At 47.7% G+C, this 17,937-nt stretch carries 17 protein-coding genes; 10 read left to right on the top strand and 7 right to left on the bottom strand.

Annotation, left to right across the window (positions count from 1 at the left end):
- Positions 1 to 95: 95 nt before the first annotated feature.
- A complete protein-coding gene (locus KCG43_RS14470) occupies positions 96 to 611 on the bottom strand; it encodes an NUDIX hydrolase (RefSeq protein ID WP_192013673.1) in 516 nt (171 codons plus the stop codon).
- 225 nt (positions 612 to 836) lie between these two features.
- On the opposite strand from KCG43_RS14470, the gene galE reads away from it, so the two are divergent.
- The 3 genes from galE (at position 837) to KCG43_RS14455 (ending at position 5,584) form a co-directional block, all read left to right on the top strand.
- Positions 837 to 1,856: a UDP-glucose 4-epimerase GalE gene (gene galE / locus KCG43_RS14465; RefSeq protein ID WP_192013675.1), complete on the top strand. Its 1,020-nt coding sequence runs from the start codon at positions 837 to 839 to the stop codon at positions 1,854 to 1,856.
- Positions 1,857 to 2,084: 228 nt separating this feature from the next.
- Positions 2,085 to 3,959, top strand: coding sequence for a PhoX family phosphatase (locus KCG43_RS14460; protein ID WP_218385778.1), 1,875 nt, complete (start codon positions 2,085 to 2,087; stop codon positions 3,957 to 3,959).
- 335 nt (positions 3,960 to 4,294) lie between these two features.
- On the top strand, positions 4,295 to 5,584 hold the full coding sequence (locus tag KCG43_RS14455; protein ID WP_192014519.1) for a DEAD/DEAH box helicase: 1,290 nt from the start codon (positions 4,295 to 4,297) through the stop codon (positions 5,582 to 5,584).
- Between the two features lie 45 nt (positions 5,585 to 5,629).
- On the opposite strand, the gene KCG43_RS14450 is transcribed toward KCG43_RS14455, so the two are convergent.
- The 3 genes from KCG43_RS14450 to pdhA are packed head-to-tail and all read right to left on the bottom strand — an operon-like array spanning position 5,630 to position 8,848.
- Entirely contained in the window at positions 5,630 to 6,787 is a 1,158-nt protein-coding gene (locus tag KCG43_RS14450; protein ID WP_218385776.1) for a dihydrolipoamide acetyltransferase family protein, read from the bottom strand.
- Entirely contained in the window at positions 6,784 to 7,767 is a 984-nt protein-coding gene (locus KCG43_RS14445; RefSeq protein ID WP_192013681.1) for an alpha-ketoacid dehydrogenase subunit beta, read from the bottom strand. Before KCG43_RS14445 ends, KCG43_RS14450 begins: the two co-directional genes overlap by 4 nt.
- Complete coding sequence (gene pdhA, locus KCG43_RS14440; RefSeq protein ID WP_218385775.1) at positions 7,760 to 8,848, bottom strand: pyruvate dehydrogenase (acetyl-transferring) E1 component subunit alpha; 1,089 nt, start codon at positions 8,846 to 8,848, stop codon at positions 7,760 to 7,762. The genes KCG43_RS14445 and pdhA overlap by 8 nt, the downstream gene beginning before the upstream one ends.
- Before the next feature lie 301 nt (positions 8,849 to 9,149).
- On the opposite strand from pdhA, the gene KCG43_RS14435 reads away from it, so the two are divergent.
- The 5 genes from KCG43_RS14435 (at position 9,150) to KCG43_RS14415 (ending at position 13,284) form a co-directional block, all read left to right on the top strand.
- Positions 9,150 to 9,599 carry an MOSC domain-containing protein gene (locus tag KCG43_RS14435; protein WP_192013685.1) on the top strand — a complete coding sequence of 150 codons (450 nt, stop codon included), beginning with the start codon at positions 9,150 to 9,152 and terminating at the stop codon, positions 9,597 to 9,599.
- A gap of 162 nt (positions 9,600 to 9,761) precedes the next feature.
- Positions 9,762 to 10,226 (top strand): hypothetical protein, encoded by a 465-nt coding sequence (locus KCG43_RS14430; RefSeq protein WP_218385774.1) that lies wholly within the window; start codon positions 9,762 to 9,764, stop codon positions 10,224 to 10,226.
- A 169-nt stretch (positions 10,227 to 10,395) separates the two neighbouring features.
- Entirely contained in the window at positions 10,396 to 10,824 is a 429-nt protein-coding gene (trxC, locus tag KCG43_RS14425; RefSeq protein ID WP_192013688.1) for a thioredoxin TrxC, read from the top strand.
- 127 nt (positions 10,825 to 10,951) lie between these two features.
- Complete coding sequence (locus tag KCG43_RS14420) at positions 10,952 to 11,866, top strand: cation diffusion facilitator family transporter (RefSeq protein ID WP_192013690.1); 915 nt, start codon at positions 10,952 to 10,954, stop codon at positions 11,864 to 11,866.
- Between the two features lie 770 nt (positions 11,867 to 12,636).
- Complete coding sequence (locus KCG43_RS14415) at positions 12,637 to 13,284, top strand: TetR/AcrR family transcriptional regulator (protein ID WP_192013692.1); 648 nt, start codon at positions 12,637 to 12,639, stop codon at positions 13,282 to 13,284.
- Here KCG43_RS14415 and KCG43_RS14410 read toward each other — a convergent pair.
- Positions 13,274 to 13,435 carry a hypothetical protein gene (locus KCG43_RS14410; protein WP_192013694.1) on the bottom strand — a complete coding sequence of 54 codons (162 nt, stop codon included), beginning with the start codon at positions 13,433 to 13,435 and terminating at the stop codon, positions 13,274 to 13,276. The genes KCG43_RS14415 and KCG43_RS14410 overlap by 11 nt on opposite strands.
- A 331-nt stretch (positions 13,436 to 13,766) precedes the next feature.
- On the opposite strand from KCG43_RS14410, the gene KCG43_RS14405 reads away from it, so the two are divergent.
- Positions 13,767 to 14,864, top strand: a complete 1,098-nt coding sequence (locus KCG43_RS14405; RefSeq protein WP_218385773.1) for an outer membrane protein transport protein — start codon at positions 13,767 to 13,769, stop codon at positions 14,862 to 14,864.
- A 95-nt stretch (positions 14,865 to 14,959) separates the two neighbouring features.
- On the opposite strand, the gene nagZ is transcribed toward KCG43_RS14405, so the two are convergent.
- Positions 14,960 to 15,964: a beta-N-acetylhexosaminidase gene (gene nagZ, locus KCG43_RS14400; protein ID WP_218385772.1), complete on the bottom strand. Its 1,005-nt coding sequence runs from the start codon at positions 15,962 to 15,964 to the stop codon at positions 14,960 to 14,962.
- Between the two features lie 273 nt (positions 15,965 to 16,237).
- Here nagZ and KCG43_RS14395 point away from each other — a divergent pair, with 273 nt between their 5' ends.
- Positions 16,238 to 16,747, top strand: a complete 510-nt coding sequence (locus KCG43_RS14395) for a DUF1097 domain-containing protein (RefSeq protein ID WP_218385771.1) — start codon at positions 16,238 to 16,240, stop codon at positions 16,745 to 16,747.
- A 4-nt stretch (positions 16,748 to 16,751) separates the two neighbouring features.
- Here the strand turns inward: KCG43_RS14395 and KCG43_RS14390 are convergent, their stop codons facing one another.
- On the bottom strand, positions 16,752 to 17,690 hold the full coding sequence (locus KCG43_RS14390; RefSeq protein ID WP_218385769.1) for a bifunctional precorrin-2 dehydrogenase/sirohydrochlorin ferrochelatase: 939 nt from the start codon (positions 17,688 to 17,690) through the stop codon (positions 16,752 to 16,754).
- Positions 17,691 to 17,937: the final 247 nt, after the last annotated feature.

Genomic DNA, 17,937 nt, shown 5'->3' with positions numbered 1-17,937 from the left:
AAGTTATCTATATAGCTAACTTACAGGTGAATAATTGTAAAGTTAGCCATATGGCTAATATTGATGATGTGAAATACAAAAATTGTGGCTTGTTGTCAGATCAGGCCCATGACCTGTAATTTCAGAAAGACCGCCAGTGTTTTGGCATCCTGAATCTCATTGCTGGCCACCTTTTGGATGAAAGTATCAACAGTCATAGTCACGACCTCGAGGATTTCATCTGCATCAAGATCACCTTCAGCCGGTGAAAGTTCTTTAGCCAGAAAGACATGCTGAACCTCATCACAAAAACCGGGAACCGGCAGGAGTTCACCCAGAGCCAGCCACTCACTGGCGGCGAGTTGTGTTTCCTCCGCCAGCTCTCGCTTCGCGCAATATGCTATCTCTTCACCTTTTTCCAGAGTGCCTGCGGGGAATTCCAGAATCCAGCGTCCGATTGCTGGACGGTATTGGCGTAACAGAACCAGTTCCCCATGCGTCGTGACAGGCACAATGACCACCGCGCCCGGATGGCGGACTGTGGTAAAAGTGATGTCGCGTCCATCCGGCAATTGGTGTGTCCCTTGTTCTACGGAAAAGCCTTTCCATTGGCACAGGGTCTGTGATTTCATATTGCCTCTATGTGTTTTCATAACTTAATGTGTCAGCCAGTGTAACACTGAAGGCTGGGCAGAGTGTTTATCGCTGCAATAATGCCGGGTATTGATTACAAAGAAATTCTCGATTTGTGGGCCACGAGCGAAGCGCCACAAGCCATGCGTCAGATGACGGTTGAAGATTCTCTGATATACTCAGCATCTGCAGCATAATGAAGAACTAAAAAACAAGGAGATTGTATGCGCGTACTGGTCACGGGCGGTATGGGGTATATTGGCAGTCATACCTGCGTACAAATGATAGAAGCGGGAATGACCCCAATCATTGTCGACAACCTGTATAACAGCAAGAAGACTGTGCTGGAGCGAATTGAAAAACTGACCGGCGTCAGACCGGCGTTTTTTGAAGGTGATATTCGTGATCGCGTATTTCTGGATAAAGTATTTCGTGAGAATGATGTTGAATCAGTGATTCACTTTGCAGGTCTGAAAGCTGTGGGTGAATCGGTTGCCAAGCCACTGGAATACTATGACAACAATGTTCACGGAACGCTTGTGTTGGTTGAAGCAATGCGTGAAGCCGGTGTGAACAGCATCATCTTCAGCTCTTCGGCCACAGTATACGGCGATCCGGCGAGTGTGCCTATTCTTGAATCCTTCCCGACCAGCGCGACCAACCCTTACGGCCGCAGTAAGCTGATGGTAGAAGAGTGCCTGACGGATATTCAGCATGCTCATCCTCAAATGAGCATCACACTGCTGCGATACTTTAACCCGGTAGGGGCGCATGAGTCTGGAGAAATGGGAGAAGATCCTCAGGGGATTCCCAACAACCTCATGCCTTTCATTGCTCAGGTCGCTGTGGGTCGTCGAGAGTTTTTGTCTGTGTTCGGCGATGATTACCCAACGGTTGATGGTACGGGTGTACGTGATTATATCCATGTTGTCGATCTGGCGGATGGCCATGTGGCAGCACTGACGCACAAAGGGAAAGAAGCCGGTCTGCATATTTATAATCTGGGAACTGGCAATGGTCTGAGCGTCTTACAAATGGTTGAAGCCTTTGCAAAAGCCTCAGAGAAAGCGGTGCCTTACCAGATTGCACCACGACGTCCCGGTGATATAGCAGAATGCTGGGCAGATCCAGGCAAAGCAAAGAAAGAATTGCATTGGGCAGCATCCCGTACTGTCGATCAAATGACGCAGGACACCTGGCGCTGGCAGTCGCAGAACCCGCAAGGCTACCCGGACAGCCACTGACAGTAGCGATATGTATTGCAAAAGCGGCCCGACACAGGCCGTTTTTTTATTGTCACCCCTAAACCACCGCCGAAGGCGGCTTTTTACTTGCGCAATACGATTAACTCACTGCTTTTCAATGCCTTTTCATCGTTAAGACACATAATCTTCATGAGTTTGTAAGATTTAGTGCATATGCTCCGCTCGTTAAACCTATTTGGATATGCGAAGAATAATAAGGAGCATACAATGTGGAAGCGTGATGAGCAGGACTCGCAACTAACTAACATGATTGAGGCGAGATTATCGCGCCGTCATTTCCTGACTGGAACCGCTGCTGCAGGTGCAGGGGCATTTCTGGCATTAAACCCGGTAGCCAACGCAGTGGCTGCTTCACCGACATCCTCCCTGCTGAATTTTGAAGCCGTACCCGCTTCTACCGCAGACACAGTAGTTGTACCAAAAGGCTATAAAGCAACTCCGCTGATGTCATGGGGCGATCCTATCTTTCCCGGTGCGCCTGAATTTGACCAAAGCGGAAAACAGGATTCATATGCACAAGAGCGCCAGTTCGGTGATAACACAGATGGCATGAGCTTTTTTGCAATCAATGAAGATCGCGGCGTTCTGGCTATCAATAATGAATACACCAACTACGAGTATTTGTTTGATCACCAGGGCGACAACATGACGGCGGATGATGTGCGTAAGGCACAGGCAGCCGTCGGTGTGACTATCGTTGAAGTTGTGCGCAAAAACGGACAGTGGGCTATTGATAAAAGCGGTAAACGAAATCGTCGTATTACTGCCAATACGCCTATGATGCTCACAGGGCCGGCCGCGGGTCATGAACTGATGAAAACCAAGGCGGATCCGGCAGGAATCAAACCATTGGGTACATTCAATAACTGTGCAAACGGCCTAACGCCCTGGGGAACGTATCTGACTTGTGAAGAAAACTTTGACGACTTCTTCGGCAGTGATGCAAAGGGGGATGTTAACGCGGATCAGGCCCGTTATGGCATTTCAGCGTCACCCAGTGATTACAAATGGCATCAGCATGATGAACGTTTTGATGTACTGAAAAACCCGAATGAAGCCAACCGCTTTGGTTGGATCGTCGAGATCGATCCAAGTGATCCACAGTCAACGCCAATGAAGCGTACGGCATTAGGCCGTTTTAAACACGAAAATGCCGAATTGACGCTGAATAAAGATGGTCATGTTGTGGTGTATCTGGGCGATGATGAACGCGGTGAGCACCTGTACAAATTTGTTTCTAAGCACCGTTTTCAGCAAGGTAACGATGCCGCTAACCGCAAATTGCTGGAAGAAGGCACTTTGTATGTTGCCCAGTTCGGTATGAATGACGATCAGCTGAAAGGTCAGGGGAAGTGGCTCGAACTGACGTTCGGTAAGCATGGTTTAACACCGGAAAATGGGTTTAATGATCAGGCTGAAGTGCTGATTTTTGCTCGTCGGGCTGCCACTCAGGTAGGTGCAACAACTATGGATCGTCCTGAGTGGGTGGCTGTGCACCCGGACAATAAGCATGTGTTTTGTACACTGACAAATAATAAGAACCGTGGAAAAGAAGGGCAGCCCGTTGGTGGTCCGAATCCACGGGCTAAGAACAACTATGGTCAGATTTTGCGCTGGATGCCATTAAATGGCGATCATACCAGTGAAGGTTTTGTCTGGGATTTGTATCTGATTGCGGGCAATCCTTCGATTCATAATGGTGACTTGTACGCCGGCAGCGACAATATCAATGCCGGTAACATGTTTAACAGCCCGGATGGCATCGGGTTCGACAGCGCAGGCCGCTTGTGGATTCAGACTGACGGTAACTATTCGAACAAAGGCGATTTTGCCGGGCAGGGCAATAATCAGATGCTGTGTGGTGACCCTATGACGGGTGAAGTGCGCCGTTTCATGACCGGGCCGGTCGCTTGTGAAATTACGGGGCTGGCATTCTCGCCGGATAACAAAACCATGTTCGTGGGCGTTCAGCACCCAGGCGAAGAAGGCGCGCCATCGCATTTCCCTTACGGTGGTAACACCAAACCGCGTTCGACTATCATGATGATTACCCGGGAGGACGGGGGCGTGATTGGTGCATGATGGCGCGTGATAGCGAAACATTAACAGCGTACTACTAACCAAAACGAAAATGGCCTCAGTGATGACTGGGGCCATTTTGTTTCAGGCTTTACTGTCTTTGACTACGGTTTAACACAGTAGCGATGATCAGAATGTGTTGTACGGTGCTCTGTTATCTTGTCGTGGTTAATCAGGATAACTATGGTATAATCCGCCGCTAAATTTTCTTCCGGCTGTGAGCCAGGTCACAAGCAATCAGCGGGAAATTTTCTTGTTTTAGAGCGTTTTACCGGAGCAATACTTTGCACTTTAAAGATCTTGGTCTTGATCAGCGACTGTTGAAAAAATTGAATCATATGGCCTTCTCGCAGGCGACAGAAATCCAGCAGCAAGCCATTCCTGTTGCTATTGCTGGAAAAGATTTGCTGGCTTCCTCGAAAACCGGTTCCGGTAAAACTCTGGCATTTTTGCTGCCGGCCATGCAGCGCATGTACCGCGGTAAACCTTTTACCAAACGTGACCCGCGAGTGGTCATTCTGACACCGACCCGTGAGCTGGCAAAGCAGGTTTATGCACAGCTACGCACCCTGAATGCCGGTACACCTTATGACAGCACGCTGATCGTAGGTGGTGAAAACTTTAATGATCAGGTAAAAGCGCTGCGCAATGACCCAATGTTTGTGGTGGCAACACCTGGCCGCTTAGCGGACCATCTGGAGCACCGCAGCACGCATCTGAACGGTCTGGAAATGCTGATCATGGATGAAGCGGATCGCATGCTGGATCTGGGGTTTGCGCCGGAGTTGCGTAAAATTCACCAGGCCGCTGATCACAGACGCCGTCAGACCCTGATGTTTTCCGCCACGCTAGATGATCCGGAAGTCATTGATATCGCATCTGAAATGCTGAATGAACCTAAGCGTATTGCTGTTGGTCATGCGGCACAGGATCATGGTGATATTGAGCAACGTTTTATCTTGTGCGATCACCTGGATCATAAGCAGGCTATTTTGGATCGCTTGCTGGAGCAGGAAAATTATGACCAGGTCATTATTTTTACCGCGACACGAGAAGACACGAACCGCCTGACTGAATTGCTCAATGAACGCAAACTCAAAGCGGTGGCCCTGAGTGGTAATCTGAATCAAACGCAACGTAATAACATCATGAGCCAGTTTGAGCGTAATGTTCACAAGATTCTGGTGACGACGGATATTGCATCGCGTGGTTTGGATATCAGTAAAGTCTCACACGTTATTAACTTTGACATGCCCAAGCACGCTGAAGAATATGTTCACCGTATCGGACGAACTGGCCGGGCCGGTAACAAAGGTGACGCAGTGTCGCTGGTGGGGCCGAAAGACTGGAAAAGCTTTAAGAATGTGGAAGTTTTCCTGCAGAAACAAATCAGTTTCACCGCTCTGGAAGGGCTGGAAGGCAAGTTTAAAGGGCTGAAACCTGCACCTAAGAAAACCTATCAACCGAAGAAAAATACCAAGGCGAAACCTCAACAGGATAAAGCCAAAACGGCGTCTAAACCGAAGAAGAAGCTGGATAAACGCTTCTACGACAACATGGCTGTCGGGGATAATGTCTTTATGCCGAAGAAGAGAAAACCGGCAGAGCCGTCAGCAGATGACGAATAACCGAAGAAAAACAGGCCAGCTTTGCACTGGCCTGTTTTTTATGCGTTAACCATGCGGTTTTGACAGGTGTTGAACAAGGGCTCTCACAAACCGAGCGGCTTCGCCCCCTGTACAGGCCCTGTGATCAAAGGTCACTGACAATGGCATGGCTTTTACAGAAAGCGGTTTGTTATCTTTCATCACGAGTTTATCAATGAGCCGGCCAGCTCCCACTATGGCCACCTGTGGCGGAGTGACTACCGGCGTTGCATAAATGCCCGCAATCGCACCGAAGTTAGACAGTGTGATAGTGGCATGCTGAAATTCTTCCCGGCCAATTTTTCTGGCCCTGATACCTTCTGCTGTTTCGTTTATCCAGCGTCGGATGGCTTTGGGATTCAGACTGCCCGCATCCCTGAGTACCGGAACATACAGACCATGCGGACTGTCTACCGCGATACCGATGTTGACTTTATGGTGTACGCAGCGCGTCATGGTTTCGGCATCAAACCAGGCATTCAAAGCCGATTCCTGTTCACAGGCAGAGACAATGGCCTGAATAATACGGGTGGTGATGTCTTCGTCTTTCGGCCATTTGTCCAACAGTGCTTCTTCTGTGATGGTAACAGCGGCGACCTGCTGATGGGCTTCTGTCATGCTGCCGACCATAGTGCGGCGAGCACCTTTTAGCACTTCAGTGCCCGGCAGTTGCTGATCGCAGGCCCGGTAGACATCGGCTTCGACAATGACGCCATTGGGTCCGCTTCCGTTGATCTGCTTAAGGTTAACCCCCAGTTTCTGAGCCAACAGCCGGGCGGCAGGTAAGGCGCTGATATGCTCAGAGGATGGTTTTACCTGACTACCAACCCAGAACTCATCAACGCTGACGCTCTGTGCATGGTGGGAGACGTTGCCTACCACTGTGGCTGCATCGGCACGTTGTTTTTTTTCCGATTGGCTGGCTTCTTTGACATCGGTATCGGTAGAATTTGTTTCGTCGATCTCCAGCAGCAGACTGCCGATAGAGATGACATCACCTTCACTTCCGCGACGGCTTACAATGGTGCCACTGTATGGCGCAGGCACTTCAACAGTGGCTTTTGCAGTTTCAACGGTTAGCACGACCTGGTCGACTTCCACGGTATCACCGACACTGACATGCCATTCAATAATTTCAGATTCGGCGAGTCCTTCACCCAGATCCGGCAAGGAAAACGTCTTCATTTCCACCCCTCCACAAGTTGTTTGGCCGCAATGACAATGTCGTCTTTATTAATCATGAAATACTCTTCATTGCGGTAATAAGGCATGACAGTATCCATACCTGTTACCCGAATTGGTGGCGCTTTTAACAGGCACATTGCTTTCTCAGAGACTTGCGCCAGTAATTCGGCACCGACACCGCAGGTTTTACTGGCTTCATGTACCACCAGTAATCGGCCGGTTTTTTCCAGCGAGGCAATAATGGTGTTGATGTCGATGGGTTTTATTGAGGCCAGATCAATGACTTCTGCTTCAATGCCCATTTTGGATAATTCGTTCACAGCGTCCAGGCTTTCGACAACGCAGGCTCCCCAGGTAACTAATGTCAAATCTCGTCCTTTTCGCAGTGTGAAGCAGGTATCCAGCGGAAGGGCTTCACCGTTGTCGATGACATCAGATTTCACCGTCCGGTAGATGCGTTTGGGTTCGAAGAACATAACAGGGTCATTGCTGCGGATAGCCGCGAGCAACAGGCCATAGGCACGTTTCGGCGATGAAGGGATAACCACTTTCAAACCCGGAGTATGGGCAAAGATCGCTTCAACACTTTCGGAGTGGTGCTCCGGGGCATGAATTCCCCCTCCGAAGGGAGCGCGGAAAACGGCAGGGCAGGTGAGTCGCCCCCGGGTGCGGTTACGCCAGCGAGCCGCATGACAGATCAGATGTTCAAGTGCAGGGAAGACAAAACCCTGAAATTGAAATTCAGCGACCGGGCGAAGCCCCTGGCTTGCCATTCCTATGGTGACACCGCCAATCAGAGATTCAGCTAACGGTGTGTCTATCACACGCTTCAAACCGAATTCTTGCTTCAGGCCAACAGTGGCACGAAATACACCGCCGTTATCACCCACATCTTCACCCAATATGACCACATTAGGATCTCTGGCCATTTCGTGATGCAGAGCGAGGTTGACAGCTTCCAGCATGGTAATCTCAGCCATGGCGGCCTCCCTGCATGCGCATTGCTTTATTGATAATGGCATCCCGCTGGGGATGCATGTCATCAGTTGGTTGTTCATACAGATAATCGAAAGCTGCCTCTGGGGGCTGAGGAGCAATGGCAAGATAGCGCTCTACTGCTTCTTCCACGACTTTACGGCAGTGAGCCAGCCAGTGTTTTTCATCGTCTTCAGACCAGGCGCTTTGCGACATGAGAAACGCTTTCAGGCGTTTTACTGGTTCATACTGCCAGGCTTGCTGCAGTTCATCTTCACTCCGGTAACGGCTGGCATCATCAGCAGTTGTGTGATCACCTAAGCGATAACTGACGGCTTCAATTAAGGTGGCACCTTTGCCTTTTCGCGCTCGGTCCAGACTTTTCATAATGATGTCATACATGGCAATGATGTCATTACCGTCGACGGTTATGCCGGGCATGCCTGCGCCTTTGGCTTTATCGGACAAAAATTCGGCGCCGCACTGCAACTTGCGGGGCACAGAGATCGCCCACTGGTTATTGTTAATGACAAAAACTAACGGGATGTTCCAGGCGCCCGCGCAATTGATGGATTCCAAGAAATCACCTTTAGAGGTTGCGCCATCACCACAGGTGACGAGCGCAGCATGATGGCCTCCCTGGATTTTCAGTGCAGCTGCAACGCCAACGGCATGCGTACATTGCGTGGCAATCGGCACACAAAAAGGAAGATCACGACAGGGCTGATCGTTAAACGCAAAATCGCTGCCTCGCTCGTCACCGCCCCAGTATTGGAGATTTTTTTCCATTGCTATTCCGCGCGCCCACATTGCAGGCATGTCGCGGTAGTAAGGCACAAAGACATCGTCTTGCCTGAGGGCGCGACCAACAGCAATACCTATGGCCTCGGATCCTAAATGGGATGGGTAGGTCCCAAGTTTACCTGTACGCTGAAGCGCGACAGCTTTGTTGTCATAAACTCTGGTTAGCACCATGTCACGGTAAAAGCCTTGCAGCGTTTGGATATCCGCCCATGCTGGCAGAGGCGAGAGTAACTGCCCCTGATAATTCAAGTAGCGGTGCATGCTTGTGGCTTGAACATTCATATCAAGCTCCTTCTGTCACTGCCCGAAACCATTAGGGCAGAAAAGTCACTATTGTTAATTGTGTATTGCTAACCCTGGCTATCCCCTTCATCCTTGGTGTTGCAATTAGTTTCGCTTCAACCTGGCATTTTTGGGTATAGTAGGTGCTTTACATACATGGAGTGGCGAACACTTCTAATTGTAATCAAAGTGTTAAAAAATGCGCTGGTAGCACATTGCTAACTTAGTAAAGAATTCGGTACAGCAGGTGATTTACCAGTGTTAAATGCTGTATTTTGATGAGTGTTAGGGAGATGTTTGGATGAAGTTGATTGGAATTGCCAGACGCAAAGCGTCACGTGCTGTTATGGAAGAATTAAATCAAGTCAATGTAACCTGTGAAAGCGGTGTAGAAGATGACTTTCGTGGTAAACCCGGTAAGCGACAGGTGACAGTATTGTCCCTTGATTCCTGGCAAGATGCCTGTGATGAAGTGGGGGAGACATTGCCCTGGACCATTCGTCGAGCCAATCTGCTGGTGGAAGGGGTACGTTTTTCTGAGCGCAATGTCGGCGACATCATCGCGATTGGCAGCTTGCAGCTTCAGATTACAAGAGAAACCGATCCCTGCCCCCGTATGGATGAGCAATTTCAGGGAATGACTCAGGCACTCAGGTCGGAATGGCGTGGCGGAGTATGCTGCCGTGTGTTGTCTGACGGAGATATTCAACTGGGAAACAGTGTTCAGCTTGTCACACAGGTTGAGTCCTAAGTTTCTCAGTCCAGTTTTCTCAATAGATAACAAGGTGTCTCAGTGCTAAGAAATCGCGGTCTTTGCACGTGTTGAAAAAGGTATTTCACGCATACTTTTCTATATATTGAAGGGCAGCATTCTGCTGACGCTGCCCGGATTCAGGAACGGGAAGTGTGTAAAATGAAGTTGTATTTTATTGTCTTTATTGCCTGCTTTACTGCATCTGCCTGCTCTTCTCAACGTGGCAGCGATAATGTCTATGCCCAGCAAGAGAGATATGTGCAGCAGGCATGTTACAGCCATTCAGCAATAGACAGCTATGCTGAGAACTTCAACATATTTCTGACTGAGCGCAAAAAGGAATTGAAAGTTCTTCGCCCAGAGTTGAGTTCGGAGAATTATCAGCAGTTGGATACAGCGTTGAATCATTTTGCCGACTATTGGAAAACGCTGAACGATGAGAGGGATCTTGCGTGTGAAGAGCAGGCTGCCTGCGAGTTCATGCAGCTGAAATCGCCCCAGATAAAAATAGCCGATTCTGAAATGTGTGATGGTTCAGAGTTCATGTACAGTGTCAGCCGAGCCAAGATCATCTCATTTTTTAGTGATATTGAACGGCTCCAGTTACAGCGCACTGATTTTTGAATTTGACGGCAGAAGCAGCGACTTGTCCCACTCTGTGATATCGAGTTAAGTTAACGGGGCTGGGACTTGCCGTTATCCTGGTTTTTTATAAGTTGTGGTATACTGGCGAAAATTTGTATCAGACGGCCTGTCTGAATAACAAAGAACAGGCTGGGGAAATAGGGAAAACATGCCAAGTTTTACTGTGAGCTGTCCGCATTGTCACAAGGCAGTGTCTCTGCAGACCACGTCATTATCCAATACCGTTTCTTGTGTACATTGTTCTAAAGCCGTATTGGATGGCAGCCCGGTTGAGGCAGACAGTAAGAACTTTGCTATGCTGATTCAAAGTCCCAAACCTGTGATAGTGACGTTTTGGGGTAATAATTGTGCTCCCTGTCAGGCTTTTAAGCCAGTGGTTGAGCAAGTTGCTAAACAGAAAAAGCAATACCGTTTTGTCAGGGTGAATGTTAATCAGCATCCGGATCTGGCAAAGCGCTACAGAGTAAGAGGTGTTCCGACTGTTCTGGTTTTCAGAAAAGGGCGCCAACAGGCGACCTTGAACACCGCATTACGAAAACCTGCGTTTTTGCAATGGCTTGAAGATACACTCGACTGAGTGCCGGCCACCAAAGCGAGTTTCGCAGGTTCATTAAATCGTCATGCTTCAATGGTTAACTGGCTATAGGTCAACAGTTTAAAGCTGATACTAATATCAACACTTTGGGAAAAATGAGGAGGAATTTATGGCTATCAGCCGTAAAATTAGTAAGGAACGTCTGGCACTGAAAATGTCTCTTGCCGGTACGGTCCTGCTTGCCACTATGGGTATAGGTTATGGGCTGTATGTGGGATCTAGTGCGATTCTGCTCGACGGTATGTTCTCTTTTCTGAGTATGGGTATGACAGGCCTGAGTCTGTATACCGCCTACCTGGTCTCAAGACCGGACGATAACCACTTTCAGTTTGGTTACGCCCACATCGAACCTTTGATCAATGTCGTCAATGGCTTGCTCATCTTGGTAACCTGTCTGTTTGCATTCGCTAGTGGTGTGCAAACCATTGTCAACGGTGGCCATGAAGTTGTGCTGGAGCATGCAATGGTATACGCAGTGTTGTCTACCATCAGCTGTTTTGGCATCTATTTCACGGAAACTCACATTGCCCGTAAGGTAGACTCGGAACTTGTTCGGGTCGACTCTCAGGAATGGTTGGTCGATGGCATCTTGAGTGCTGCAATTTTAGTTGGTTTCATGCTGGTAATGGTGTTCGACAAAATAGGCTATTCGCATTGGAATGCTTATGTCGATCCCATTCTGGTGTCTGCAATGGCGATTGCTGCGTCGGTTCTGCCGATTAAGGTATTACGCCGTAACTTGCGTGAGGTGCTATTGGTCGCTCCTCATGACCAGGTGCAGAACCGGGTGGATAGTGTGATTGAAGATCTGTCTAAACAGTACAACTTCGATGACTATACTCACCATTTCGCTAAAACAGGTCGTCAGTACGATCTGGAAATCAACATCCTTGTAAAAGACGATAAATACTGGACTACAAAACGTCAGGATAAGATTCGTCAATTATTGTGGGATAAATTGAAAGGCGAGCTGGGTGATACATGGCTGTCTGTCACATTTACCGGTCAAAAACGCTGGCTGTAATGCGTCAGGCAGAGAGCTGAATGAAATGCGGCCCGTGCGGGCCGCATTTTTTATTAGTTAAACTTATATCAAGTTCAAAGAATCGTAAGGCAAATTTTGCTGGAAATTTGTGCAAATAAAGCGCAGAATACGCGTGGCTAAAAACTAGTCGCCGGGATGTTATAGCAAACTTTCAGTTGGAAAGCCGGATTTGAACCTTTTTCTCAGTATGCTATTGATACTGAGTCCCTTTCGGATATGCTGCCTGAACTGATAACCGCCAAACCGGAGACGGAAAAACTACTTTTATGTAGATTTTAGCTGCTCTGTTTATTTTTTCTTGGCTGGTCGTTTAAGACTGCAGTGATTATCTGAATTTGGGGAAAGTTATGTTCGAGACACTACTGGTAATGGCGTTTATTGTTGGCGGGATTGTGGTTGTATTAAAAGAAAAGAAAACCTGCAAGAACATTAACTACTCCAGTAAATCACTGTAAGTTAGCACAAAGATTCACTCGCGCATGGCGGCTTAAGCACGCCTACTTACACATCAATCCCTGAGCACTGCTCGGGGATTTTTTTTACACATTATAAGGCATTAAAGCAGGCAATTAACTGTACGAAAATTCATCTGTCTGGTTGCAAATGTTTGTCAGTGAGAAGCTCTGGGCTGGTAAGTGTGGGCATGCAGACCAAAAGTGAAACACTGGAGTTTATGTAATGAAGTGTTTTCGATATTATTGCCATGAATGCAAACTTTTACTTTTCATAAACATCAAGGATAAGTCGAGATGGCAGCTAGTTCTCGAAAAACAACAAAGGGAGAGCTTACCCGACAAAAAATCATTGAAGCAACATTGGATTTGATTGCGACTACAGGCTTAAACAGTTTGTCACACCGGAATATTGCCAATGCTGCTCAGGTTCGGTTATCACTTACCAGTTATTACTTTGAAAGCATGGATCATTTGATTCTGAGCGCATTTGAAGAGTTTGCCCAGCGAGAAGTGAAACAGATTGAATGGATTCAGGAACAGGTGGACACGATACTCAGGGAATACCTGATAAAGGGAGCTTCCGGGGATCGTGAGTCATGTGTTCTGCAGCTAACCGAATTGTTAACACAGTACATTTCGACGGAGCTGACGGACGAAACGCGCAGAAAGCAGCTGACAATTCGCTGCCATTTCCTGTTTGCTCTCGGGCAGTCTGAGATGCTGGTCAAGCGAGTCAGTGAGTATAAATTACAAGTGCTGAGCCTGATCAAAAAGACGGCTGAACTGATAGGCAGTCCGTATCCGGAAATTGATGCCAATCTGGTCATTTTTACCTTCAGGGAGTTTGAGTTTGCTTTGGTCAGTGGTGATCAAAACTTCAATCAGGAAATTGTTTCTAAAACCCTAAAACGATTATTGTCGACACTTATTGCTACTGAATAACTCTAACTTTTGAACTGATTTTTTTCATTTCCTTTACCTTCTTCTTTTTCGTAGCTTGACCTATAACAGCCGCTGTGTGTGACAACACAGCGGCTTCTTCGCTGAACTCCGCATTGTTACTGGCTTCATCAATCTGAATTGTTTGAATCATAGTCACATCTCGTTGAGATGATTTTGTGATCAATCAGTACTTATTTAAAATAATCGGACGTATGACCTATTTTGTGTGGACGTTCAGCTTTGATTCAGATAACCTCGTTTCGAAACAAAATAATAACGAAGTGTTAACAATGTTGTTGAGAACTTCGAAGATGAAACGACAACGGATGTCTCGTCTCACCGGAAATAGATAGCAGGGGTTGTTGCTAACCGTTTTTGCTGATGACTGTCTTAAGAGCAGTTCAAGCGGGTTTGCAATAGGGGGGAAAACCCTTGTTATCACACAGTGGTGAGACGGGTTCACATGTAGAGGTATTCGAACAATGAAGCTGAAGTATCAATCATTACTCGTCGCAATTTTGTCAGCAACGAGCTTTTATTCTCATGGTGCGGCCTATGAGTTTGGACGCTATAGCTACAGTAATTTGTACAGCCCCGATGATAAGGTGGCGGCGTCGTATTCCTATTTTAACTATGACATTCAGGGTAACCACCCTACCTTTGGTAGCACTGGTGATATCTTCAACGATACTCACTATGTCCAGGGTGCAGTAAATTACTTTTTTACTGATAACTTTTCAGGAAATGCGCAGTATTATCTTTCAAATAATATTGATACTCAGCACACGAGCGGTTTTTGGCAAGGCTCTAGCGCTAATGTAAAAACCCGGACCGTAGCCTTAACGGGCAAGTACCAAACTACCCCTTCATTTTCAGCTTTCGCTGGCCCTACCATCAATCAAACTGAAATTAATGCGAAGTTTAACACCAACATGAATGGTGGTTTTGGTGGTTTAGATTTGGATCTGGGTGATGACATAGGTTTCGGTTATACAGTGGGTGCGTCTTACCACATCCCTAAAATCGCGTTACGCGCTACTGTAGCGTATCAGTCTGCGGTTAAGCACTCGTTTGATACGACCGAATCCGGTGCCTTAATTGTGAATAAAACAGGGGGGAAGGCAAGCTCAGTATCAAGCCAGGCGGAAATTGAACTACCAGAAACCATAGATTTTGATTTCCAGACGGGGGTTGCCGAGAATACATTACTGACTTTTTCTGCTCACTGGCGCAGATGGAGCGAGCATGTGATAAAAACCCAGGTGCGCGGAGAAGTCGTTACCTTTGATCGCGACAGTGTCACTTATGCGCTGGGACTGGCTCGCCAGTTTACGCCATCCTTTGGTGGTGGCATCGAACTGAATTATGCCGAAGGAGCCGGTGAGGGTAATCTGAATCCTCTGGCGCCAGGAAACGGTGCGAAGGGTGTGCAGGTAGGAGGAAAGTATTCCTTTGGCAACACCTCGTTGTTTGGGGCTGCTCAGTACAAAATGGTCAAAGACGGAAAAGATGTCTCAGGGACGATTTACGAAGATAACAGCCTTTATGGCCTGACTGTCGGGGTTGAACACAAGTTTTAACTCAGCGGCATGTCCTGTCGCGATAACAACGCCCGGTCTTCCGGGCGTTTGTGTTCAGGTAAGCGGAATGGGATACCAAACAGTTAAAAAATGCACTAGTGCGTTTTTTCCTGCCATTGTTGTTGCAGTCGGCGAATGGCTTCAGAGCGCTGTTTCCATTCAGCCGTTCTCACCATTTCTGCATACTGTGCAAATGGCTTTTTGAGTAAGCTATTAAGCACGGGAGCCTGCGTTTGCGGCAATGCTTCAAGTGCCTCGATTGCTCCGCTGCGGTTGTTACATAACATCACCATATCGCAGCCGGCTTGCAGAGAAGCAACAGCACGATCGCCGTAGGAGCCCAGTACATCAGCACCTTTCATGTTCAGATCATCTGAAAAGACAACCCCTTTAAAATTAAGCTGTTGCCGAAGCACCTTCTTTAACCAGTATTCAGAGCCGCTGGCGGGTTTATCGTCGTAGGAAGGATAAATCACATGGGCTGGCATCATGGCATCAAGTAATTGTTCCTCGATTAATGCTTTGAATACCGACATATCACGAACGGCAATATCATTGCGCTGATCAACAGGGGTTTCATGATGCGAATCTGCGATAACGCCACCGTGTCCGGGGAAATGTTTACCTGTTGCCGCCATTCCCGTCTCTTTCATACCGCGTATAAACTCACTGGCAAATTGAATGATTTGTTCGGGCTGATCTGAAAACGCACGGTCTCCAATGGCTTTACAGTCAAAGCCGATATCCAATACAGGTGCCAGGCTGAGATCGATATCCATAGCCAGTAATTCCGCGGCCATCAACCAGCCCCCCTGACGGGCAAGGTTGGCACCATTGTCGGCCGCTGCAAATGCCCGGGCAGGAGGCAGTAAAGTAAAACCCTCACGAAAGCGTTGGACTCGTCCGCCTTCCTGATCCACCGCAATGATCAAAGGACGTTTTGCTGCCTGACGAATGGATTGTGTCAGAGCAAACAGTTGCTCTCTGTCGTGGTAGTTGCGGGCGAAAAAAATGACTCCGCCTACTGTGGGGTGTTGAAGAATTTCACGCTCTTCGGCATCAAGTTCGAAACCTGACACATCTAGCATTAAAGGCCCCATGGTGGCACTCCGTTTTGACTGCATCTCAGAAGAAACATAGATTTTAGAAAGCATTAAGTTATCACAAGCTGATCAGAGTCAAAACCGCATTTTTCTGATTGAATCTGGCGTCAGTTAGCTGATTACTGTGTCATTGTTCACTGTATAAAACATTGTGTTTCATTTATTTCATTTGATGTGTGATTTACGTCAATTTATTGAACGAGCAGAGTGATTAGACTTCTTCCTTCATTGCATCGAAGATATCACGTTAGCGTTTTCAGAGGTCTTAACATGTCAGCATTAATCGCTATAGCAATAACAACCGGTTTGTTATCTGGTCTGTGGGGCTGGGTAGCTGTTTCACTTGGATTGTTGAGCTGGGGCGGATTTCTGGGGTGTACCACCTATTTTGCGGCACCTCAGGATGGCTTAAAGGGCATGGGCATCAGTATGGCGACCAATTTGAGTGGTGTCGCCTGGGCAATGCTGATCATTCACGGCTCAACATGGATAGGAATGGAGCTGTTCGGCTATATTGCAACCGGCATTGTTTCATTTCTGATGTGTGTACAGGCAAAGCGCGAGTGGCTGAGTTTTATTCCGGGGACATTTATCGGCTGTTGTGCGACATTTGCTGCCGCGGGTAACTGGCAACTGGTTATCCCTTCGCTGATGCTCGGAGTAGTGTTTGGTTATGCGATGAAAACATCTGGTTTGTGGCTGAAGGCGCAAAGTGAAAAACGCGCGCAGAAGGCAGCGTTTAAGTCTGAACTTGCACCCGCCGCTGCCTCTACAAAATAAACGGTTACAGTGAGGGAAGTACCTCACCCTTGTGCTGCTGACAAAAAGCAGAAAGTGATGCAGAAGTCCTTCCTTTTTTGACCAGAATACAGACGCGGACAGCCTGGCTGAGCAGGGCATCCGCTTTTTGCAACAGATTCTCCTCACTGCAAGCTTCACGATCAGCATCTCTTCGGCAAAGATCAATGAAACCAGCCTGACTCTCTTCATCGGTGTAAAGCACCATTTCGGCCTGCTGCATCAGTCGCAACGCTTTCAATGTCAGCATTTCAACATCTGTGCCGGTTTCTACAACACATACCGTCCCTTTTGCCTGATTGTCTTGAGCCAGTAACTGGACAAAAGCCGCTTCAAGTACCTCAACTGACTGGGCATTTTCTACCTGAGGCAAGCGGAAGAAGAGCTCCCAAAAGTGTCTTCGTTTATCGACGGTATCGTAATGTTGTTTCAGGCGGTTTCTTTGTTTTCCAGCGAAATCTGCCAGAAGAGACAAGTTTTGCGCGAGCTGGGTTTCCAGCTTTTCTCTGAGGTAACGTACGAGTACCGGTGAAGCGCCACCACTGGATATGGCCACCTGAATGGGGGAGCGATCTATCATGGATGGGGTAATAAAATCGCAATGGGCAGGATCGTCGACGGCATTGACCCAAATTTTCTTCTGTTGGGCATCATGAAAGATACGCTTATTCAGTTCGCGATCATCCGTCGTTGTCCACACCTGATAATAGCCCCCCAGACTTCCCGGCTGGTAAGACTCTGCCAGCCAGCGCAGTTTTTGCTGGCTGGCCAGTTTTTGTAAGGCAGGATGCAGGCGTGGTGATATCAGTGTGATTGCCGCTCCGGCCCGTAATAAAAGATCGACTTTACGGCAGGCAACTTCTCCGCCACCTATGACCAGTACTGGTTTGTTATGTAATTGGGTGAAGACCGGGAAATAGTCCATATTCGCGTCCTTGCAATAAATCAGAAAAGTGCTGGCACCGAGTTCAGGGACATTAACCCGATGAACAATCGGATTCAAGATCAGCCTGCTTGTGTTTGCTGTGGCAAGTGGCTGGATTACAGAGAAAAAGGTTTAGTCTGGCCGTATAACCTGCTATCACTATCACAATATAAAGTTGATAACCGAAATGACTGTGATGAATATGGTTATCTGGTTTAACACAAACAGCTGAATTTCATAGGGATAG

This window comes from Photobacterium sp. WH24 (assembly GCF_019204055.1).
Lineage (GTDB): Bacteria > Pseudomonadota > Gammaproteobacteria > Enterobacterales > Vibrionaceae > Photobacterium > Photobacterium arenosum.
Note: the sequence above shows the minus strand (reverse complement) of the source record. Positions and strands in the feature narration are given on the sequence as shown.

Coding starts and splice junctions, on each gene's coding strand:
- KCG43_RS14390 (WP_218385769.1), bottom strand. CDS start 17,690: ATGGACTATTTCCCGGTCTTCACCCAATTACATAACAAACCAGTACTG.
- KCG43_RS14420 (WP_192013690.1), top strand. CDS start 10,952: ATGGCTATCAGCCGTAAAATTAGTAAGGAACGTCTGGCACTGAAAATG.
- KCG43_RS14445 (WP_192013681.1), bottom strand. CDS start 7,767: ATGGCTGAGATTACCATGCTGGAAGCTGTCAACCTCGCTCTGCATCAC.
- KCG43_RS14430 (WP_218385774.1), top strand. CDS start 9,762: ATGAAGTTGTATTTTATTGTCTTTATTGCCTGCTTTACTGCATCTGCC.
- KCG43_RS14410 (WP_192013694.1), bottom strand. CDS start 13,435: ATGATTCAAACAATTCAGATTGATGAAGCCAGTAACAATGCGGAGTTC.
- KCG43_RS14435 (WP_192013685.1), top strand. CDS start 9,150: ATGAAGTTGATTGGAATTGCCAGACGCAAAGCGTCACGTGCTGTTATG.
- trxC (WP_192013688.1), top strand. CDS start 10,396: ATGCCAAGTTTTACTGTGAGCTGTCCGCATTGTCACAAGGCAGTGTCT.
- KCG43_RS14415 (WP_192013692.1), top strand. CDS start 12,637: ATGGCAGCTAGTTCTCGAAAAACAACAAAGGGAGAGCTTACCCGACAA.
- KCG43_RS14455 (WP_192014519.1), top strand. CDS start 4,295: ATGGCCTTCTCGCAGGCGACAGAAATCCAGCAGCAAGCCATTCCTGTT.
- KCG43_RS14470 (WP_192013673.1), bottom strand. CDS start 611: ATGAAATCACAGACCCTGTGCCAATGGAAAGGCTTTTCCGTAGAACAA.
- nagZ (WP_218385772.1), bottom strand. CDS start 15,964: ATGGGGCCTTTAATGCTAGATGTGTCAGGTTTCGAACTTGATGCCGAA.
- KCG43_RS14460 (WP_218385778.1), top strand. CDS start 2,085: ATGTGGAAGCGTGATGAGCAGGACTCGCAACTAACTAACATGATTGAG.
- galE (WP_192013675.1), top strand. CDS start 837: ATGCGCGTACTGGTCACGGGCGGTATGGGGTATATTGGCAGTCATACC.
- KCG43_RS14395 (WP_218385771.1), top strand. CDS start 16,238: ATGTCAGCATTAATCGCTATAGCAATAACAACCGGTTTGTTATCTGGT.
- KCG43_RS14405 (WP_218385773.1), top strand. CDS start 13,767: ATGAAGCTGAAGTATCAATCATTACTCGTCGCAATTTTGTCAGCAACG.
- pdhA (WP_218385775.1), bottom strand. CDS start 8,848: ATGAATGTTCAAGCCACAAGCATGCACCGCTACTTGAATTATCAGGGG.
- KCG43_RS14450 (WP_218385776.1), bottom strand. CDS start 6,787: ATGAAGACGTTTTCCTTGCCGGATCTGGGTGAAGGACTCGCCGAATCT.